The 21,110-nt window shown below is 39.2% G+C and carries 17 protein-coding genes; 6 read left to right on the top strand and 11 right to left on the bottom strand.

The window, feature by feature from the left end:
• Nucleotides 1-82: 82 nt before the first annotated feature.
• Nucleotides 83-220: a hypothetical protein gene (locus BLR60_RS24755; RefSeq protein WP_167354658.1), complete on the top strand. Its 138-nt coding sequence runs from the start codon at nt 83-85 to the stop codon at nt 218-220.
• A gap of 229 nt (nt 221-449) precedes the next feature.
• Here the strand turns inward: BLR60_RS24755 and BLR60_RS00840 are convergent, their stop codons facing one another.
• From BLR60_RS00840 to BLR60_RS00800, 9 genes are all read right to left on the bottom strand, one after another.
• Nucleotides 450-3,008, bottom strand: coding sequence for a M1 family aminopeptidase (locus BLR60_RS00840; protein ID WP_090496167.1), 2,559 nt, complete (start codon nt 3,006-3,008; stop codon nt 450-452).
• 10 nt (nt 3,009-3,018) lie between these two features.
• Complete coding sequence (locus BLR60_RS00835; protein WP_090496166.1) at nt 3,019-4,203, bottom strand: NRAMP family divalent metal transporter; 1,185 nt, start codon at nt 4,201-4,203, stop codon at nt 3,019-3,021.
• Nucleotides 4,200-4,961 (bottom strand): 5-oxoprolinase subunit PxpA, encoded by a 762-nt coding sequence (locus BLR60_RS00830; RefSeq protein WP_090496165.1) that lies wholly within the window; start codon nt 4,959-4,961, stop codon nt 4,200-4,202. The genes BLR60_RS00835 and BLR60_RS00830 overlap by 4 nt, the downstream gene beginning before the upstream one ends.
• 1 nt (nt 4,962) lies before the next feature.
• Nucleotides 4,963-5,955, bottom strand: a complete 993-nt coding sequence (locus tag BLR60_RS00825) for a 5-oxoprolinase subunit C family protein (RefSeq protein WP_090496164.1) — start codon at nt 5,953-5,955, stop codon at nt 4,963-4,965.
• Nucleotides 5,952-6,695: a 5-oxoprolinase subunit PxpB gene (gene pxpB, locus BLR60_RS00820; RefSeq protein WP_090496163.1), complete on the bottom strand. Its 744-nt coding sequence runs from the start codon at nt 6,693-6,695 to the stop codon at nt 5,952-5,954. The genes BLR60_RS00825 and pxpB overlap by 4 nt, the downstream gene beginning before the upstream one ends.
• Before the next feature lie 163 nt (nt 6,696-6,858).
• A complete protein-coding gene (locus BLR60_RS00815) occupies nt 6,859-8,142 on the bottom strand; it encodes an ATP-binding protein (RefSeq protein ID WP_167354657.1) in 1,284 nt (427 codons plus the stop codon).
• A 328-nt stretch (nt 8,143-8,470) separates the two neighbouring features.
• Nucleotides 8,471-9,343, bottom strand: a complete 873-nt coding sequence (cysM, locus tag BLR60_RS00810; protein WP_090496161.1) for a cysteine synthase CysM — start codon at nt 9,341-9,343, stop codon at nt 8,471-8,473.
• 11 nt (nt 9,344-9,354) lie between these two features.
• On the bottom strand, nt 9,355-10,167 hold the full coding sequence (gene epsC, locus BLR60_RS00805) for a serine O-acetyltransferase EpsC (RefSeq protein ID WP_090496160.1): 813 nt from the start codon (nt 10,165-10,167) through the stop codon (nt 9,355-9,357).
• 380 nt (nt 10,168-10,547) lie between these two features.
• Nucleotides 10,548-13,154 carry a DUF7133 domain-containing protein gene (locus BLR60_RS00800; protein WP_090496159.1) on the bottom strand — a complete coding sequence of 869 codons (2,607 nt, stop codon included), beginning with the start codon at nt 13,152-13,154 and terminating at the stop codon, nt 10,548-10,550.
• A 357-nt stretch (nt 13,155-13,511) separates the two neighbouring features.
• Here BLR60_RS00800 and BLR60_RS24750 point away from each other — a divergent pair, with 357 nt between their 5' ends.
• From BLR60_RS24750 to BLR60_RS00780, 5 genes are all read left to right on the top strand, one after another.
• The gene (locus BLR60_RS24750) at nt 13,512-13,682 is read left to right on the top strand and encodes a hypothetical protein (protein WP_167354656.1); all 171 of its coding nucleotides are present in this window, start codon (nt 13,512-13,514) and stop codon (nt 13,680-13,682) included.
• A 262-nt stretch (nt 13,683-13,944) separates the two neighbouring features.
• Nucleotides 13,945-15,030 (top strand): fatty acid desaturase family protein, encoded by a 1,086-nt coding sequence (locus BLR60_RS00795; RefSeq protein ID WP_090496158.1) that lies wholly within the window; start codon nt 13,945-13,947, stop codon nt 15,028-15,030.
• 414 nt (nt 15,031-15,444) lie between these two features.
• The gene (locus tag BLR60_RS00790; RefSeq protein ID WP_090496157.1) at nt 15,445-16,032 is read left to right on the top strand and encodes a GDSL-type esterase/lipase family protein; all 588 of its coding nucleotides are present in this window, start codon (nt 15,445-15,447) and stop codon (nt 16,030-16,032) included.
• A gap of 65 nt (nt 16,033-16,097) precedes the next feature.
• A complete protein-coding gene (locus BLR60_RS00785) occupies nt 16,098-16,826 on the top strand; it encodes an esterase family protein (protein WP_167354655.1) in 729 nt (242 codons plus the stop codon).
• A gap of 403 nt (nt 16,827-17,229) precedes the next feature.
• Complete coding sequence (locus BLR60_RS00780; protein ID WP_090496156.1) at nt 17,230-18,012, top strand: HAD-IIA family hydrolase; 783 nt, start codon at nt 17,230-17,232, stop codon at nt 18,010-18,012.
• A gap of 59 nt (nt 18,013-18,071) precedes the next feature.
• Here BLR60_RS00780 and BLR60_RS00775 read toward each other — a convergent pair whose 3' ends face one another.
• Both BLR60_RS00775 and BLR60_RS00770 read right to left on the bottom strand, forming a co-directional pair.
• On the bottom strand, nt 18,072-18,428 hold the full coding sequence (locus BLR60_RS00775) for a hypothetical protein (RefSeq protein WP_090496155.1): 357 nt from the start codon (nt 18,426-18,428) through the stop codon (nt 18,072-18,074).
• A 454-nt stretch (nt 18,429-18,882) separates the two neighbouring features.
• On the bottom strand, nt 18,883-21,093 hold the full coding sequence (locus BLR60_RS00770; RefSeq protein WP_090496154.1) for an alpha-galactosidase: 2,211 nt from the start codon (nt 21,091-21,093) through the stop codon (nt 18,883-18,885).
• Between the last annotated feature and the right edge of the window lie 17 nt (nt 21,094-21,110).

The following is a 21,110-nucleotide window of genomic DNA, read 5'->3' as shown; positions in this document are numbered from 1 at the left end:
AATAAAAAAGTTACAAACTATATTCGAAAACTGACGTTAAATCTTTGTAGACATTAAATTGACAAACGTAAATCCCTAACTCATGCAAACTCAAACAGCAGAAAATACGAACCTTACCGTTTTTATCCAGGATGATACTTCTATTGAAGATAAAAGAGAAATTTTATTGAATGGTTTATTGGAAGATTTGAACAGTCAAACAGAGGCTTTAATTAAGTGAAGATAGCTTAAAATTTCATTAAGATAGATCTCTCCTCCTGTATGGGCGGGCGGGGCATTCCACTGCGTTTAAGTCGAGATGAGGGGAACTTTATGTTAGCTGATGCAGATTTGCTATAAAAAAGGGCAAACAAATTAATGCTTATCCTTTTCAAATCTAAATTAACGCTCTCTCAACAAAAGTATAAATTCTTCATAAACCTGTTTGTACAAATTTATTTAATTAAACGTTAATGCATGATGACCTGTGCCCTCCTAAGATTATCAGTTGTTTGCAAAATCTTATCTTTTAACTTTGGATTGTAATCAGGATGGGATTTTAAGAAATCCTGTACAATTGCATTTGCCTCTTTGTTGTTGTAAGTAGAAAAGGTGGCCGCTAACCACGATTGTGGAAAAAATATATCTCCTGTTTTCTGTATTTCTGCGAGTAAATCCAGGCTTTCTTTCAGGTAGAGGATAGATGTTTTTTGCCTGATGGGATGATGCAAATAAGATAATGCAGTTGTTACCCAAGCTTCTTTCTGGCGGTTCTTTCTATCTTTTAAGCCATTAAAAAATAGATCCCTTTCTTTAACATCTAAAGATAATGCAGGCATTAAATACATCAGCCGATTTTTACGATCTTCATTTTTGGTTCGGGCTAATTGGTCTTTTAAGATTGTATTTGCCGTATCAGTTTTCAGCACCAGCGTTAAGGCAAGCGCACTATAATCATCTTCTAACAGGTTAACGCCATCTGGTGCAGTTTGCTTAAGCCATATATTGTACATTTTTTTTCCAGCTCCGGCACTCAGATACACATTTTGATAAGCATTGAACAAAATTTTCTTGTTATTTTGCATTTGCTGTTGATCCATAGCGCTCCATATAATTTGCTCTAAACTTTCATGCATCGTATTCCGTGTTTCAGCGTTAAGGAAAGTCCAGTAAATATTAGTCAGGTATCCGGTAATCAGCCTCAGGTTCATCTCATTTTTCTCTACCGCTAATCCCTGTAAAAACACAGCTAAAAGCGCTTCAGATTTATTGCTTTTACCCGAAAGCATATTTTCATAGGCATTGATATAGGCTGATGCACGTTCTAAAGGATCATTAATATGATAAAGATCCGTCATCATTTCTTTATCAACCGGGAAAAGACCATATCCTGCACCATTTGCATTAAATAAAATATATTGTGGTTTAGGTAGACCATTTGCCTCTGTTAAATCTGTTTTAGCAGTTTTAGCATTTACCACCAAAAGCTTACTATAGGTTGGGTAAACCAGTTTAATTGTAAAAGATTGCGGCCATACCCTAGGCTGCCCCAGTTCACTATTTTGGCTCAAACTAAAATGGCTTATTTTATCTTTATTATATTCAATCTTGTAATTAAAAACTGGTCTTCCAGGTTCATTTACCCAAACTTTGTTCCAACTGAAGAGATCGCTTTTACTGTATTTACTTAAAATAGCAATCAGATCATTCCAGGTAGCATTGCCGTAACTGTATTTTTTCAAATATTCTCTTATTCCCTTTTGAAAATTATCCTTGCCCATCAATAATTCCAACTGGCGCATCATAATGGGGGCTTTATGGTAAATGATATTTCCATACATCGATCCGGCTTCCTGTAAGTTATCCAGTTGCTGGCGAATAGGATTGGCACCCAGGGTTCGGTCTACTCCATAAGCGGCCGGATAATGATCTTGCAAAAACTTAAGGTCGAAAGTACTTTTACCCATTAATTTTTCGGTCACCTTATCGGCCATAAAATTGGCAAACACCTCTTTCATCCAAACATCATTGAACCATTTCATGGTCACCAGATCGCCAAACCACATATGTGCTGTTTCATGCGAAATAAGATTAGAACGCGAAATAAACTGATCTTTAGTTGCACCCTGATCTAAAAACAATGATGATGCCTTATACTGCACCTCCCCAGGATGCTCCATTCCGCCGAACTGAAAATCAGGAATGCTTACAAAGCCAATTTTCTGAAATGGATATTTGATTGCTGTCCAGTCTTCCAAAAAATCTATGGCATCACGGTGGGCTACAAAAACAGAATCAACGCTAAATTTAATTTTCGTCGAATCGGTTTCACGGTGCAAAAATTCCATGTTGTTATTTTTCATTAGCCGATTGATCAGGCTATATTTCCCCGCGGTAAAAGAGAATAAATAAGTAGGCAATTTATCCGAACGGTTGAAATGATAAGTAATCGCATTACCCGTTACTATCGAATCCTTTTTAGCAGCATTAGCCATTACCTTCCAATTGTTTGGAACGGTTAAGGAAAGTAAAAAGTTAGCCTTTAAATCCGGCTGATCAAAACAAGGGAATACCGTTCTGGCATGATCTGGAACAAACAGGGCATATAAAAAATCTTTATTTCTGTTTAACGATTCGTTGCCAGCGATGAATTCAGTTTCAATTTGGTTATTCCCAATCTTTAAGTATTCCTGCTCAATCAGGATATGTTCTTCCTTAAAATTGATCGGTATAGATTTTCCGTTAACCGATACCCGCTTAATATGATCTATATTTTGCTTAAAATCAACCTGCAGATAAATTAACTTATTTAACTCAAAATCAATACTTTCAGTTGATTGAATTAGATCTGTTTGTTCAGCAGGTATATTAAAGTGAAGTTTGTATTCAATATGACTTATTGCAGCGCTTCTGGCATTTGCTAATGCCAAAGAAACCCCGGGCGCTACAGCTACGGTTTTTGATTGCTGCGCATAAGAGGTTGCGATCAATAACGGTAAAAAGCAAAAACATTTGATTATTGTATTCATTTTATAAAATTTATTCTCCGTTTATCATTTGTACAATGGTACCATAACTCATCCAAACCATGGTTAATACCACAGCTAAACCTGTTAAGGTTAACCATAACGGTTGTTTGTAATTGGCAATGATTTTAGTTTTATAAGCTGCAATAAGCATAATACCCAATGCAACAGGCAAAATAAAACCATTTATGGCGCCTACGGTAAGCAGCGTTTTAACCGGTTTACCAATAAAGATAAAAATAACACAAGAAATTGATATGAAAGCAATTATGATCTCTCTGTTAAACTTTAATATTAACGGATGGAAACTCTTTACAAAAGAGATGGATGTATATGCAGAACCTACTACAGAAGAAATTCCCGCAGCCCAGATTACCACACCGAAAATTTTATATCCTATTTCGCCACTGGCCAATCTAAAAACTGAAGCGGCTGGATTAGCCGGGTCTAAAGTTACACCTTTACTTACCACGCCCAAAGCTGCTATGAATAATAGTAAACGCATAATAGATGCCAGTCCAATTGCACTTAATGCACCTTTGTTTACGCCACCCAAATTCTGTATTCCCGTTTGTCTGGCATCAAGTAAACGATGAGCACCCGAAAAAGTGATATAACCGCCAACGGTTCCGCCAACGATGGTTAATACTGCGGTAAAACTAAACTGTGTAGGATTTACTGCCCTTAATGCTGCTTCGGCCAATGGTGGCGAGCTGGTGTAGGCTATAATTAAAGCCAGTACAATTTTAATCAGTCCCATGGTTTTGGCAAAAACATCCATGGCTTTTCCAGCTTCCTTATAAATAAAGATTCCTATAGCCATAACCGCACTAATTACTGCACCCTGCCCTACACTAATACCAAATAATACATTTAATCCTAAGCCAGCACCAGCTATATTACCAATATTAAAGGCCAGGCCTCCTAAAAAGACCAAAAAGGAAATAAAATAACCCAAACCAGGGAATACCTTATTGGCGATATCTTGTGCAGGTTTATCGGCTACGGCAATAATCCGCCAGATATTTAACTGTGCAATGGCATCCAGTATGATGGATAGCAAGATGACGAATGCAAAACTTGCGCCCAGTTGCTGGGTAAAAACAGCTGTTTGTGTTAAAAAACCCGGACCAATGGCCGATGAAGCCATTAAAAAAGCAGCACCTAAAAGTACGCTCCAATTATATTTTGACTTCATATTGCTGGAGCTTTAATGATAATACTTTCTTTTTTTAGCCTGTTGGCTATTAATTTGGCGAACTCAACAGCATGTTCACCATCGCCATGTAAACAAACCGTTTCAGCTTTCACGGCAATACGATTTCCGTTTACACTTTTTACTTCCTGTTTTAAAGCAAATCCCAAAACCTGATTAACAGCATCAGCTTCATTGGTAATTAAGGCATGATCTGCTGAACGCGGCGTAAGTAAGCCATCATCCTGATAGCTCCGATCGGCAAAGACTTCTGATGCGGTTGCAAGGCCGTATTTTTCAGCCTCGGTGATCATCTTGCTTCCTGCTAAGGCATATAAGATCAAGCCCGGATCAAAATCAAAAACGGCCTGTACAATCGCTTTTGCTAAAGCAATATCCTTTGCAGCCATATTATATAAAGCGCCGTGCGCCTTAACATGATGTAATTTACTGCCCGCAGCTTTAACAAAACCGCTTAATGCACCAATTTGGTACAAGGTAAGCTGATAGGCTTCATTTGGACTAATCTTCATTTCTCTCCGTCCAAAGCCTTGTAAATCGGGTAAACCAGGATGTGCACCTATGGCTACCCCCTTTTTTATGGCTAAAGCTACCGTTTGCTGCATGATGGCCGGATCGCCTGCATGAAAACCGCAGGCGATATTTGCCGATGAAATATAATCCATCAGTTTTTCATCATTTGGCATGGCATAATTTCCAAATGCTTCTCCCATATCACAATTAAGATCGATCATTTTCATTTTAAATATATTTAAGGCTTATTGCCATGGTAATCAATGATAAATCATGCTCACGTTCAAGATAAAGTTCTTCTGCCTCTTCTCCTGATATTTCAGAAAACTGAATACTATCGCCGGGTTTAAGCTGCGCACATAAAGGCAAATCGACCGCTGCAACATGAGCAATACGCGGATAGCCACCTGTTGTCTGGCAGTCGGCCATGAGTATAACCAAATTGCCACTCCCCGTTACCTGAATAGTCCCCGGTGTAACTGCCGTACTGAGCAATTCTTTTTTAACTTTTTTTACCAATCGCTTTCCAGACAAATGATAGCCCATACGGTTACTCCTTAAATCAATACTATAAGTACCGGTTAAAAACGAAAGAATGGAGGTAGCATCGAACCAACAAATTTCATTGGCCAGCACAACCCTAATCTTTTGCCTTTTCTTTGGTAGTAAACTTTCGCGCGAAATGCGCCAATGTGGATAGGTTAACGATCTTTCGATCAGTTGACTCAAAATTTTACTGGATACTTCGTTAAGGATGGTATTGCTGACGAGTACATCTGCTTTTTGCAATTTCCTTCCTTTAAACCCTCCAAAGCCAGCGGTAAGGTATGTGCTTTTGCTTTTCATTACATCAGGCACCTCCCATCCACCAGCAACAGCTAAATAGGTGCGCATCCCAATAGGGTTATTGATCAACCTGATCACAGAACCTGCTGGAAAAAACAATGGCTTTTCTGCAGGCATTAATTCATTATTATAAACTAAAAAAGCACCATCGCCAGAATAGGAAATCAGAATTGGTGTTTCAGCTTTAAATGAAGCATCAGCATAAGTAAACTCAATGGTCGCGTCGTTATCGTCGTTACCAACAGCCTTATTGGCTAAACGATGCGCCAATTCATCCATCGCACCAGAAACAGGTACTGCTTGCGAAAGATACCGGTACCGTCCCATATCTTGAATTGTACTTAATAAGCCAGGTTTAATGATGCTGATTTTCATACTTCAATTCCATAAGCATTAAACTCATCCATATCAACGGCTTGAAAAGTAACCCGGTCTCCTCCCTTTAAAAATGACGGTTGTTTACGGCTAACATCAAACATCTTTACTGGCGTTCTGCCGATAATCTGCCAACCACCAGGTGTTTCCATGGGATAAATACCGGTTTGATTACCTGCAATACCCACTGATCCGGCAGGAATTTTAGCAGCCGGAACCTCTTTTCTTGGCGTGGCTAATCTGTTGTCCATCCCGCCCATATAAGCAAAGCCCGGTACAAATCCGATCATAAAAACCGTGTAATACCCAGCCGTATGCATCTCGATTACCTCGCTTTCGCTAAGTTTATTGTGGCGAGCTACCGTTAAAACATCATGACCAAAATCGCCTCCATAACACACCGGAATAACCAAATGATTAGCCATTACCTTTGATTTCTCTGTTTCTATCGCTGCAATTTTATTTAAGTGTGCCGATACCTTTTCGAAACAGCCCTCACCAGGAAGGTCTGATAACATCACCGTTAGCGGATCATAAAAAACAGTTAAGGTAGTATAAGCGGGAACAGTGGTAATTAAACCATTAAAAGAATTTTGCAGCAGCAGCTGGTTAAAACCGGTAATCAGGTACAATAAATCATTATCGATTTCGGTTCCAAATGTTATGGTAACCGATTTTTCGCTCAACCCGTAAATTTTTAATGGAATGTTTGTCCCTAAATATCTTTCCTGCTTATTCATACAAACAGGAAGACTTATCTATAAATATCTTCATATACGGGCGTGATGCTAGACTGCCGCTATAAAAATGGCTATATATTCTCAAAATCACAAAAATTTTGAGAATAGGATAGTTAAAACTGATTTATTGGCAAAAAATTGATCATTACTGCCTAATATTCAGCTATTTTTCAGTCGCCTCAAGACCCTTTATCAATTGCAATAGTTCATGCTGCTCTCCGGCATCTAATTCGATCAGGCCATTAAACATTTCAAAAATTTCATCACGGAGATTAGCGCGCATTAAAAGATCAATCAGGCGTACGATGGTTTTCTTCTGGTCAGTATTTAAGCCGCCAAATAATTTGGGTTCTATTTCATACAATGCCTTAATTAAATTAACCAATGGTGGCTTCCTTAAGTCTTTTTCCCGTTCACTGGCATAAACCGGAAATACACCATCCTGCTCGTAACTTTGAATCAAGTTATTGGCATATTCTTTTAAAAATGGTTTGCGTTTACTTTTAAGATATTCGGTTAGTGCTTTAATCAAAAACCTGTATTCGGCCGAAGATTTAGCCGCACCAAATATGGCCACCTGTTCTTCATTTTCGAAACTTTTAAAATCAAAATCACGAAAAAAATCACTGTCGATATAAACACTATGGAAATAATCGTCGCTTTTTTTATTTAAGGTGGTGTAATCTTTATAAATTTCTTCGCCACCGGCCAAAAAGTAGTATTTGGACAATTCTTTGTGCAGGTTTTCTTTCCAGTGAACATATTTGATCTTGAAAGTAACAGCAGTATCAGGATAAACGAGCTTAAACTCCTCTATACTTTTAATATTACTGCTAAAATCCAATGCTTCGCCGTTTACAATAATAGAGTAGTTCTTATGTTTATTCAATTCTATAAACCAACAGAATTCATTGATCAAAAACGGAAGCACTATGGTTTCTATATCTTGCTGGCTGATTTTCAAATTGGTAAATGAAACAGTGGTACCTGTTGTACCGGTATGGCCCGGAACGGTAGAAAAATCAGAGCTATAATTATTTAAACCGCCCGTATTGATGCGGATTTCGCCATTGTGAAAACCTTGGTCTGATTGGTAAGTGGTATGCCAAACGGCGTCGTGCGCAAAGGTAAAAAAGGTGAGCCTACCCACCCCATTGCGACCATGCATTTTGGAGGTATGTTTTGGCGCTACAATCTGAATGGATTTTTCAGATTCGAAAAACGGTTCAAATTTTTGTGGTAAACGGTCGAAATTGATTCCGTAACCATTATCAGCAATTGTTAATTCGGTTAAAAGTCCTAATGGATTGGATACATAATCAACATAAATGGTATTTGCATTGGCATCAAAGCCATTCCAAATGTATTCGGCAATCGCCTGTCTTTCATTATAGTTTTTAAGTACTTTTTGTATTCCTTTTGAAGTGATATTAACCTTTACAGACATATTTACTAATATAATTAGCAAATATATCATAAAATTTTGATCTTTAAGCTTTAGAATAACAAATTCCCTACATCCGCTAAACAGGCTTATTTTTATAATAAAGTTGGTTATATATTCCGCTGACGAAAATGCCGGCGAAGTTTTCCTCTCTATATTAAGCAACGCTAATTGTTGTCTGATCAGCTCATGTTATTTGGCAATGGCTTTGATATAACGCTTATTAAAAATTAATTAAATAAGTAAAAAAACCCTTTGAGATGAAAGATATTACTCAAAGGGTCTGTACATTTTTTTTAAAAAAAAGCTAAACGAAATTTATGAGCTATGCTCAGCCAAAAAGATCGCTGCTCAGGTAGCGGTCTCCTCGATCGCAGGCAATAAACACAATAGTTCCCTGTTCCAGTTCACCGGCAAGCTTTAAAGCGGCTGCGCAGGCACCACCAGAACTCATGCCCGCAAATAAACCTTCTTCTTTCGCCATTCGCCTCGCCATTAAAGTTGCTTCTTCCTGTGCAATATCCATCACCCGGTCTACCCTTTTAGGATCAAATATTTTTGGCAGATATTCTTCAGGCCAGCGCCTGATACCCGGAATGGAAGAACCTTCTGTAGGTTGACAGCCTACAATCTGAATAGCAGCATTTTTTTCCTTAAAAAACCTCGAACAGCCCATAATAGTACCGGTTGTTCCCATAGAACTCACAAAATGTGTAACCTGTCCTTCGGTATCTCTCCATATTTCTGGTCCCGTAGTTTTATAATGCGCCAGATAATTATCCTGATTGGCAAATTGATTTAACAGGTAATATCCTTTTGAAACACCTTTTTCTTCAGCGTAATCCCTGCAGGCCTCAATACTTTCCAGCAAGGTTACTTTTGCGCCAAAGGCTTCCATGGTTACCTTTCGTTCGCGAGTAGAATTGGCCGGCATAACCAGTTCAATATCCAGATTATACAAACTTGCAATCATGGCTAATGCAATGCCAGTATTACCGCTTGTGGCTTCTACCAATTTAGTTCCAGGAGTTACCTCGCCACGTTCAATTGCACTTCTGATCATATTGAGCGAAGCGCGGTCTTTAACACTACCGCCCGGATTGTTTCCTTCTAATTTAGCAAATACGCGCACACCGGGATTAACATTCAGCTTTTGAAGTTCGGCCATTGGCGTGTTCCCGATCAGATCGATTATTCCTGCCATATTATAATATATTAATTGGTTTCTTTGTGATTTCTAATGGTAATGATTGGCGAATGATAAGCAGTAGAAAATGCCGGGATACTTTCGGTGAGCCATACATTCCCTCCGATGATACTATCGTGCCCGATAATGGTTTCGCCACCCAATATGGTTGCCCCTGAATAGATCACCACCCTATCTTCTACAGTAGGGTGACGTTTACTGCCCGCCAATGTCTTTTTAACACTCAAGGCACCCAATGTTACCCCCTGATATAGTTTAACGTAACGGCCAATGGTACTGGTTTCTCCGATCACAATTCCTGTTCCGTGGTCAATATAGAAATGTTCGCCTATACTGGCTGCCGGATGGATATCGATCCCGGTTTTAGAATGCGCATATTCGGTCAGTATTCTTGGCACAAGCGGAATTCCAAAATTGTAAAGCATGTGGGCAATTCTGTAGAAACAGATGGCATAAAAACCCGGATAGGTACGAATGACCTCAAATCTGCTCTGTGCCGCCGGATCACCCTCGTAAATAGCCAGAATATCGGTATTTAAAATCCGGTAGAGTTCTGGTAAGCTTTCAAAAAACTGACCCGCTGCATTTTTGCATTCGCTATTTTTAAGCTTGCAACTCACGGATATGATATCATAAAGCTCAAGCTCCAAAGTGGCCACATATTCCTTTATTTCTGTAACGGTCGAAAATACCTGGGCAGAATTTTCTGGAAAAAGTACCTGAATAAGCTTTTCTGCCCAAAGGGATATTACTTTATTGGGTGGAATGTTTTGTTGTTCAAGAGGATTCTTGAGAATTTGTTCAAAAAAATGGTCTTCCATAACTGCTGGACGATCTGCTCATCGACTAAATATATAGATTTAATCGCTAAATGTAAGTTTTGTTTTTTTAAACTGAAACTACAGGCAGGATTTTATGTATAAAAATGGCGGGGAAATAACAAATTAGTCTGAAGTCCAAAGTCTCAAGTCTGTATTCGTTAATCGGACAAGATTGAAGTTTTGCTGATCAGTCTTATGGCTGATGGAAAGATATTACCGGAGAAATTTAATAAAAGACCCTAAAACACCCGTCCGACCGGCCGGGCGGAAGTTCAGGGTGACGACTCCCTATAAATACATGTTATTTTAAAGAAAAATAGCGGAGATTTCTATTAATTTATAAAACTCCGCTATGGCTAAATGAAAGTAATTTGAGATATTTATTGCTTCTGTTGAGACAAGAAAGAAACTAAAGAAGCCAGTTCTTCATATGATAGTGAATTAGCCAAACCCTCTGGCATCATCGAAGTTTCCATTTCTTTTCTCGATAAAATATCACCTGCTTTAATAGTGAAAACTTCCCCGGCAATATTACGCATCACTACTTTAGCAGCAGTTTCTTCTGTAATAAAGCCCATATAGGTACGGTCGCCTTTAGCGGTAATCATTACCGAAGCAAATCCCTGAGAAATTGAAGCATTGGGTTTTAATATCGATTCTGCAATCTGCTCACGGTTCATGATAGAACCAATCTGTCCCATAAAAGGACCTTTCATTTTTTCGCTTTTGTTTAAGCTATGACAAGCTACACACCCCTGGCTATTGAAAATATTTTTGCCTTTTAGCGGATCGCCCTGTAATTTATTGATGGCCAACAATACATCCTCAATAGATGATTTACCTACCTGACCTTTTTTGTTTTTGATTTTATCCAGATCAATTTTTGGTTCTTCTACCGCGGCTACTTTCTCTTCAATGGTAAATTCAGGGATATCCATCCGTTGGCGCTCATTTAAATCAACATAAAATTGCCTGCCCTTCGCTCCTGCTTTTGCAGCTTCCTCTTTTAAAAATTTCTCGATCATTGGAGAGCCTTCCCATGAAACTGCTTTAAAGTATGGACCGTGTGAGTCGGGACGTGTACCCCACCACCAGGTAGCATCGTAGGCAATTTCTTTTTTATACAAACGGCCTAAAGTAACCAGAATTTGCTGTTTTAACTTTTCATCCGTTGCTTGTTTGTAGTTTTCGATTAGCCCGTTAACTGCTTTTTCGGTATGTATATAACGTAAAGCCCAAAGTGCCAGGGTAGAATTTTCGGTTTTAACCGCAGCCAGTAAAGCATCCACCGCCTGAAGATCAACCAAGGCCCTAACCGCTAAATGAGGCAGGATAATGGCCGAATTTGGTGTTGCATGAGGCCCCTCGGTACCTTTTGCAGGCGCTGTAAATGAAGCAGGCACTTTAGTTTGTAAAAGCACATTGGCCACTTCAGCCCTGCCCAGGCGGTTTAAGCCAATGATTGAAGCAGCCTGAACACGAAGATCAGCATCTTTTAAGCCTTCTAAAAATGGCTCAACAGGTACTTTATCTATATAAGTTTTACGATCAGCGAGTGCTTTCAGGGCAAATTCCTTCATTGCTTTATCTTTCGTAAATTCAATCAAAGTTGCAATGCCGTTTTCTTTGGTCAGCTGTGCATAGGTATACATACCAGCTAAACGCACGTCAAGCGCTAAACCCTGATCGGAGGCAACTTTTAAAGCGGTCGAAATCGCTTGTTTATTGTTACGCGAAATCAATTCTTGTGAAGCTGCCAAGCGGCCTACTGCACTATTTGATTTAAGTAGTTCTGTTAGTTTTTTAACGGAAGCCTTTTTAACATCTGGGAAAGCTTTGTAGGTCCAGTTATTGGGTACTGCACGAACAACGTAACCTTTATTCGGACTGCCAGAATAACCTGCGCCATCCCAGGCCGAAAGGTAAAGTCTTCCAGATCCATCTACGTCAAGATCGGTAATTTGCGGTAGTTTAATAAATTCTTCATCTTTCTGCGTAAAGGTTGGTCCATCGGCAGTAACCCTGTGGATATAAAGCATGCTTCTGCCCCAATCGGCCATCATCGGAACATGATTGTACTGCTCAGGCCAGTTGGGTTCATCCATAAATAATGCCCCGGTACCCGATCCTCCTCCTAAATCGGCAAGTGCCGGAATAATTTCATCGGTAAAATTCTGAAATAAAACCGGGTAACCATATTCGCCAGATTGTATGTGGTGCGAGAAACGTACATTCCAGCCACCACCATCATTGGTATTTTCTCTGGTAAAAACATTCATGTAAGGATCAATGGCTACATCGTAAACATTCCGTGTACCATGTGTATATACTTCCATTTCAGTTCCATCCGGACGGACGCGCATAATCCCACCACCTAACATGGTCAACTTTTTACCTGAACGGTCTACTGCATCATGGAATCCAAAATCTCCAACTGAAATGTAAATCCATCCATCAATGCCCATCCTGATGCCATTGGTGGCATGATCGGTACCGCGTTCGCGGATATATTTGGCGTTACTGATGTGTTCAATAAGCGGTTTTTCTGGTCCATCTGCCTTCCCATCGCCATCTTTATCTTCGAAAACAACCAAATTCATGCCCGTAGCCTGTCTTGTTTCTTTTGAGAAAGTGGTGTGCAATACATATACCTGATTGCCTTGTACAATAATTCCCCGGGGATTATCTACTTCGGCAAAATCTATATGTTCGTCCATTTTGCCGTCATTATCCTTATCTATCAATTTAAGGATATGGCCTTTACCGGGATCTTTACCTAAAGATCCGATCATATCAACACCCACGTATACTTCGCCTGTTGGTGCAACAGCTAAACAGGCCGGGCTTGGCGTAACATCGGGTCCTGCGAAATTTGTAATGGTTAATTCGGGGGGCGATACGTGCTGGATCTGTGGTTCGCTAAAAAAGTTTTTTAATCCAAAAAAAACTAATGTAAAAGAAATTAAGCTTAAGGAAAATTTAATCATTTGGTGTGGTATTGTTCTTGGTTAGTTTTGTGCGAGGTAAACTTACATAAAATATAAATTCCCTATTGCCACAATTTTGTGCGGTTTCACATGCTTTATTTATCAATCTGGTTAAAATCCACGCAGTTTATGACATAGAAAATTAAATAAGCTGCTTTAGCTAGGAAAATGTAATAAAACCACTTAAACCACGCCATAAATTCAGTAAAAAACCGCTATTCGGGCAAACAAAGGACAATTTTAGACAGAATAGGTTGCCCTACATCATAATCAGGTAAATTATTTCAAAAAAAACTTGAATTAGCGTGTATATTTCATTATATTTACTCAATTCAACATTCATAAAATCAGTACGTTATGAAAAATATTTTTTATTTCTTCCTGACTGCCCTGATCTCCTCCATTGCGTTGCTAACCACAAGGGATTCATTTGAACCCGAATTGGTTTATAGTACAGTGGTTTTAATATGGATTCTGTACATCTGGTACCATATTTATGCTGCTGATAAGAGGAACTACAGCGAGTAGTTTATTTTTTATACATATTAATTTCCAAACAATTATTGTTAGGTTAAGTTTGCATGCCTTTTGTTTTGAGGATGCAAGACTCGAAATGTTTTAATTTAGCATAGTTAACGGATGTATCATCGTTAATTTACTATCTTCGCCAAAAACTAAAACACATTAGTTTACGTTTATAACTAAGCTTGGCTAATTGGCCAGGTATACATTAAGCTTAATGAACTTGGAGCATCGACCTCGTACATGGGGTAGATTATCGCACAAGATCATGAAATCAAAAGCAAAATTCCCATGTTTAGCAGGGAATACATTTTACTCGGAAGTTCGCCGCAGAGTAAACAACGACTTTAAAGAAAACGACAGAAGTATCAATGCGAATGTATTGATGTGGTTTAAGGCCTTTCTTTTCCTTACCACATTCCTGGTACTTTACTTTTCAATACTCCTTTTAAACTTGCATAGCGCTATACTTTTAGGACTTACCATTTTACTTGGCGCAACTTGTGCATTTATTGGTTTTAATATCTGCCACGACGCTATCCACGGTTCACTTTCAAGTGCTAAACGCACCAATTCATTTTTTAGTTTTCTTTTTAATATGGTTGGGGCTAGTCCGTATGTATGGAACATTACGCACAATGTAGTGCACCACACTTATACCAATATCCCCGGTCATGATGAAGATATTGAAGTGGCACCAGGTTTAATACGAATCTGCGCGGAGGATGAGTTAAAACCCCATCAACGATTCCAGCAGTGGTATGCCTTTCCGCTCTATAGTCTGGCTTCGCTTTCCTGGGTGTTTCGTAAAGATTATAAAAAGTTTTTCCAGAAAAGTGTAGGTGCCTGCCAGAACAAGCATCCCAAGATTGAATACTTTAACCTCTTTTTCTATAAATTTCTTTACTATTTTATTTTTATTGGTTTGCCCATATTGGTCATGTCGATCTCATGGTGGCAGGTTGCAATCGGTTTCATCGTGTTGCACATGGCACAAGGATTAACCATGGGACTTGTTTTTCAACTGGCTCATGTGGTAGAAGGGACAACTTTTCCAACAACCAATGCAGCAGGAAATATGGAAGAGGCCTGGGCCGAACACCAAATGCGTACTACAGCCAATTTTGCAACGCAATCGCCAATCTCAGCATTTTTTCTTGGTGGCTTGAACCGACAGATAGAGCACCACCTTTTCCCTAAAATATGCCACGTCCACTATGGCCGCATCTCCATAATTGTAAAACAAACTGCATTAGAATTTGGACTGCCTTATCACGAAAACACCACTTTCCTATCGGCACTCCGCTCCCATTACCGTATTTTAAAAAAAATGGGACGACCTGAAACAGCTTAACGCTTATATCTATAATTTCTTACTATTAAGTTAAGAGCGATCATTGAAGCCTAATGTTCTTACTCCCTTAATCATAAAACCTGTACACCAATTAATTGGTCATAAGATATTTAGGACATTAAGATACATTGCCCTAACTTAGTTCCCTAATAACAAAACACTTAACATCAGCTAATTGCCATGAAGAAGTTTAGGTATTAAGGTAGATACCAAACTTAACACGCTTATTTCGTTAATATTAAGAACCTTAAAATCAATTAATTAACCATTAAAAAGTTTAAAACATTAAGTTTTAGCATCTGTAAATTGGCCATATGCATTCAAGACCAATGAACTAGTGAACCTACAGCTGATAACATAAACTTAACATACAATATATTCCTTCACGAAGTAGATCTTTATATCTTTAATGATATGTACTGGTACGAAGAAGAAGTGAAACAATTGGAAAGAGCGCATCGCTCAGACCGTGAGCACCCGGGGGTTATTTTTTATGGCAGTTCCTCTATCCGGTTGTGGAATAGCCTTGAAGATGATTTCTGTGGCATGAAAGTAACTAATCTCGGCTTTGGCGGCTCTACTTTAGCTGCATGCGTTTGGTTTTTTGAGCGGATTATGACAGATTATGAGCCGAAGGCATTGGTGGTATATGCAGGTGATAACGATCTTGGTGATGGCAGAAATCCTGAAGAAATTTTTATCTTTTTCCAACAGTTGATGGTTAAAGTTAACCAACGGTTTGGCATATTGCCTTGTTATTTCATTTCTTTAAAACCCAGTATTACCCGCTGGCAAATGGCCGATCAGTTCAGATATACCAATAACCTTATTGAAAGCGAAATTATTAAACTCAACAGCCATTGGAAATTTATTGACGTTTTTAAGAAAATGCTCAATAAAGATGGCCATCCAAACCCCGCACTTTACGATCACGACGGGCTTCACCTGAGTGAAGAAGGTTATCAATTATGGGCCAGTACAGTTAAAGAGAAATTAGGTTAATTATTACGCTTAATTAATATGCTGATAACATTGATGCCTTAATTTTCCAGAAAAGAATTAACGCAATGAACAGGGAATATCACAAATGGTTCAGCCAGCATCTTCAGCGAGACATGGAGCTTCTTGTTTTCGGCCACTCAGGAAGGGCAGTCATCTTCTTCCCCACCCGGATGGCCAGATTTTACGATTACGAAAACTGGGGAATTATCGCTTCTTTGAGTGCGCAGATTGAAAACGGCGAACTTCAGATTTTCTGTGTGGACAGCGTAGATGGAGAGAGTTTTTATAATGATGAAGTATTTCCATCGGTACGCATAGACAGGCATTTACAATATGAAAAATATCTGCTCGAAGAAGTATTACCGCTTATTTATCAGAAAAACAACGGCAATTATATTGAAACTGCCGGCTGCAGCATGGGGGCTTATCATGCTATAAACCTGGCCCTTAAATATCCCTGGTTATTTAAAAAAGCTGTTGGCATTAGTGGGCGGTACGATCTTACCCAAAACATTGGCGACTTTAGAGACCTGCTGGATGGATTTCATAGCGACGGCGTTTATTTTAATATGCCTACCCAATATATAGCAAACTTAAACGATGATCAATTATTATCGGCAGTTAGAAATATGGAAATTATCCTTGCGGTCGGCGAAACGGATCCTTTTTTAAACGACAACCAACACCTGAGCAATTTACTATGGAAAAAAGGTATTCGCAACCAGTTTCACACCTGGGAAAGCAATGCACACCGGCCCCATTATTGGCGAAAAATGGCGCCTATGTACATTTAATTTTATTAAGCACCTTGCCTTATTTAACTGCTACGCTGAAATATTGTTTAATATGAATAGTGCCTACAGGTTTTTTAAATTTTTCATCTCCTAAAACAATATTGGCATCCAACAACCATTTTCAGCTAGGCTATTAATATTCGCTACTTTAATTCCTTTAACCGTACCTGAATTGGCGTTACATTGAAATAATCACATGAAGGGCAAGAAAACAGGTACTTGACCTTTCCAGCCAACATATCGGCATCAGTTATTAAGCATGTTATTGATATAAATTTACAAATTAATTGACATTGCATAACAAGCCCGGCTTGCATTAAAACTGACAGTCCAAAATTCAACTTAACACTGATTGTATAAGAAAATATTAAGTTTGCATATAAACAGATTAAATTTTAAAAAGATGAAGCAAGGATTATTAATCGATATGGATGGGGTGATTTATAGCGGAGAGGCACTCATCACGGGAGCAGACAGATTCATTAAAAAACTGATCGACGAAGAGATTCCTTTCGCGTTTATGACCAACAATAGCCAGAGAACGCCATTGGAAGTGGTACGTAAATTAAAGGGACTGGGTATAAAGGTTGAAGAAAGCCACGTATATACCAGTGCAATGGCTACCGGGAAATTCCTTTCCGATCAAAGTCCGAACGGTACTGCTTATGTATTGGGAGAAGGCGGCTTGTTAAGCAGTTTACACGATCATGGCATTACTTTGGTCAATACCGATCCTGAATTTGTGGTATTGGGCGAAGGCAGGAACTTTACACTTGAAATGGTTCAACGTGCGGTCGACATGATTCTGGCTGGCGCCAAATTTATCACCACAAACAGAGATCCATCGCCAAAGAAACCTGGATGGAATAACCTCGGGATTGCAGCCACTACAGCCATGATTGAAGAAGCAACTGGCAGAAAAGCATTTGTTACTGGTAAACCAAGTCCGGTGATGATGCGTTCGGCACGTAAATTCTTAGGTTTGGAAACCAGTGAAACCACCGTTATTGGCGATACGATGGAAACTGATATACAGGGCGGTGTACAGATGGGTTATAAAACTATTTTGGTACTTTCGGGCATATCAAGCAAAGATACTTTAGGACATTATGCCTTTAAACCTGATATGATTGCAAGCTCTGTTGATGAAATAGAATTTCCGTTAACCTGGTGGGAGAATAAATAGTTTGGAGTTTGGAGTTTTGAGTCCTCAGTCTTTAGTCCAGAGTCGTTAGTCTAGACCGGCTATTTATTAATAGTGAAAAATGGGCTGGAATCAGGATGTGCAGCCTTGAAATAACTTATGCGATAATCAGTTGTAGATATAATAGGCACCTGCTCATAATTAGTAAGCCCACCAGCCTGATTAAACCGAGTATATATAGTTGAATCATTTGCAACCCGCTCATGTACTGGTTTATCAGGCGTTTTTTTGTCAGTAAATTTATCGGCTTTGGTTAAAAGGCCAATTGCTGGTATAACCATCAATAGCGCCACGCAAGAAATCAGTCTCATATCATTTTGCTTAAATCGTCTTATTATTTGGTTCGCCTCTTTAAACAAATATGAAACGATGTTATTAGCAAGATGATTAGCTATCATTATGAAATTGTTAAAGTTACGCTGCAGTTTTAAATCAATATTAAGTTTAGCGACCCGAAGATCAAACTATATCGGCATACCCCATTCCGCGTTGTTCGGTTGAGATAATGCAATTGTATCAGGACACGGACGCTAGTTTGCCGCAATCATCCAACTTGACGTACACGGTGACTTTCCTCAGTGAAGTCGGTAATTTCGTCTAAGTGGTTCGTGATGACACGAACCATGGCAACAGAAAGGCCAACTCCATGCACTCAGTGAATTTTCTCGGTGAGTTCAGTGGTTTGGTTTAATGATCCCTTCCCGGCGGAAGTCTTAATGCCAATGGGCCAAAGCAAAGGCCTGAATGGTGCCCTCCGTAGAAGTTCAAAAAAATACAACTTACTAAACCAAAATGCCCCCTCTTATAAATGGTTCGTGGCGACAGCGACACGAACCACGGCGACATATTTTATTATTTTACTTCCTCAAACTTCAGCACTACACTCGTTCTATCTGTAGTTAAAACCGGGTTAAACCCAATATTCATCAAAAAATCTCCTGTGTAGGTTTTGTTGCCATCAATTGGCGATTTCGTATCAGGAAACAAGTTGATTTCCCTGATCTGATATTTCTTAGCTGCATCCAATCCATTTAATTTAACCGGATATTTGCTGCCTTCGCCATAACGGTAATTAACCAGGTAATTAAAAATTACGCCTTCCGTTTTCTGCTCATTTACATATAACATCGAGGCTACACTACCATTACGAGGATCGGCTAAACGATATTGTTCGCCCTGCCAGATAATCGCTTTCAGTTCATTATAGTTTTTAATTGCCTCCTGACAGAACTGAAGTTCTTTTTCGGGCAGTTTGCTTACCACAATATCAAAACCCAGTTTCCCCATCATGGCTACATCAGTACGGAATTTTATTGGTTGTTTGCCCCAATCAGTAACGTGGTTGGATGTGCTGATGGCTGGATAAAAATAAGAGTATTCCCATTGTATGAAGATTCTTTCCAGTGGGTCGGTATTGTCGCTGGGCCAAAACTCCGTAAAATACTGGAGTGCGGCATAATCTACCCTGCCACCGCCGCCAGAACATAACATCATCGGCACAGTAGGATATTTGGCACGGATGCGCTGTAATACATTATACAATCCCTTAACATAATCGATGTAAAAATGTGATTGATTTTTCTGGTGTGCTGAGTAAGCATTATAAATTACCGCATTACAATCCCATTTAATATAGGCCAGTTTTGGATTTTTGGTAAATAACCTATCCACTACCCCGAAAACAAAATCCTGAACCTTAGGGTTCGACAGATCAAGCTCGAGCTGGTTCCTGAAATAATACTCAGGGCGGTTTGGCTGTTTCACCACCCAATCAGGATGTTTTTCATACAGTTCACTTTTGGGGCTCACCATTTCAGGTTCTATCCAGATCCCGAACCGGGTACCAATATTATCGGCTTCTTTTACCAATGAGGCAATACCATTAGGGAGTTTCTTTTTGTTTTCCTGCCAGTCGCCAAGCGCTGCGTTATCGCTGTTACGCGGATATTTATTGCCAAACCAACCATCATCCAGCAAAAAGAAATCGACCCCCAGTTTTTTGGTATCTTTTAACAATTCAGCCAGTTTTTGTTCATTAAAATCGAAATAAGTAGCTTCCCAATTGTTTAAAAGCGTTAAACGTGTGCCTTTGCCATCTAATATTTTATAGTTGCGTGCCCAGTTCTGCAGTTTTCTGCTCGCATCGCCTTTCCCCTGGTCAGAAAAAGTATATAAAAATGCTGGCGTTGCAAAAACTTCGCCCGGTTTAAGGTTATAAGGTGAAGCATAATTATTCATTCCTGCAATAATGCGCAGGTTATTTTGATAATCGAGTTCCAGATCGATCCTAAAATTACCACTCCATTCCAAAGCACCGTATAAAACGTTACCTGCATTCTCCTCCGCTGGTTTATCCATCGAAATCATGAAAACCGAAGGCTGAAAAAGATTGGCCCTTGTGCCTAGTTTGCTATCCAGAGTTTTAATACCATGGGTAATTTCACTCTGCTCGGGCTGCATTTCTTTGGCCCAATCGCCATGGTATTGGTTTAACCAGAAATGTGGCGATTTTAAGTGCAGGTTTGCCGAAGCATATTTATTTAATATAACTGTTCCTTTTTCGTTATGCTTAATTTCGGTCCATTGCTCTATTACATCCTGTTTGTAAAATGATTTATAAAATAGCGTGACTTCGAAATTGTAAACGGGATCTTTTAACCTGATTTTTAAGAGGCTTACATTATCATCTACTTTGGCGACCGTATGATCAACATATTTCATATCGAGCGAATTATTGCCATCGGCATGGGTAACGCTAATGGCCGGCTCAACCAGGTTCCTTGAACCTGATGGCGTATATGCCGAATTTAACTGTCCGGTATAATCTTCTGTTTGTTTGTATTGGCTACTAACCTGCGTATATTCCTGCTTATCGGTAAGCTTTCTGCCAAAAAATATCGTGTTTACCTCTTTTTTAGCATTGGCTTCCAACACCAGTGCATTGTGTGCGGTTTCGATGGGTATAATGGTTTGTGCATTAAGCTTGGTAAGCGCAAAGATGGAAAAGGCAATGGCCAACGCGCCATGCCTAATGTAACCTGTAAATTGATTTGGTTTATTCATTGGTGTCTTCAATAGTA

Origin of the sequence: Pedobacter terrae, assembly GCF_900100705.1 — a bacterium.
Classification (GTDB): Bacteria; Bacteroidota; Bacteroidia; order Sphingobacteriales; family Sphingobacteriaceae; genus Pedobacter; species Pedobacter terrae.
The sequence above is the reverse complement of the archived record's forward strand: the minus strand, read 5'-3'. Positions and strand labels throughout refer to the sequence as shown.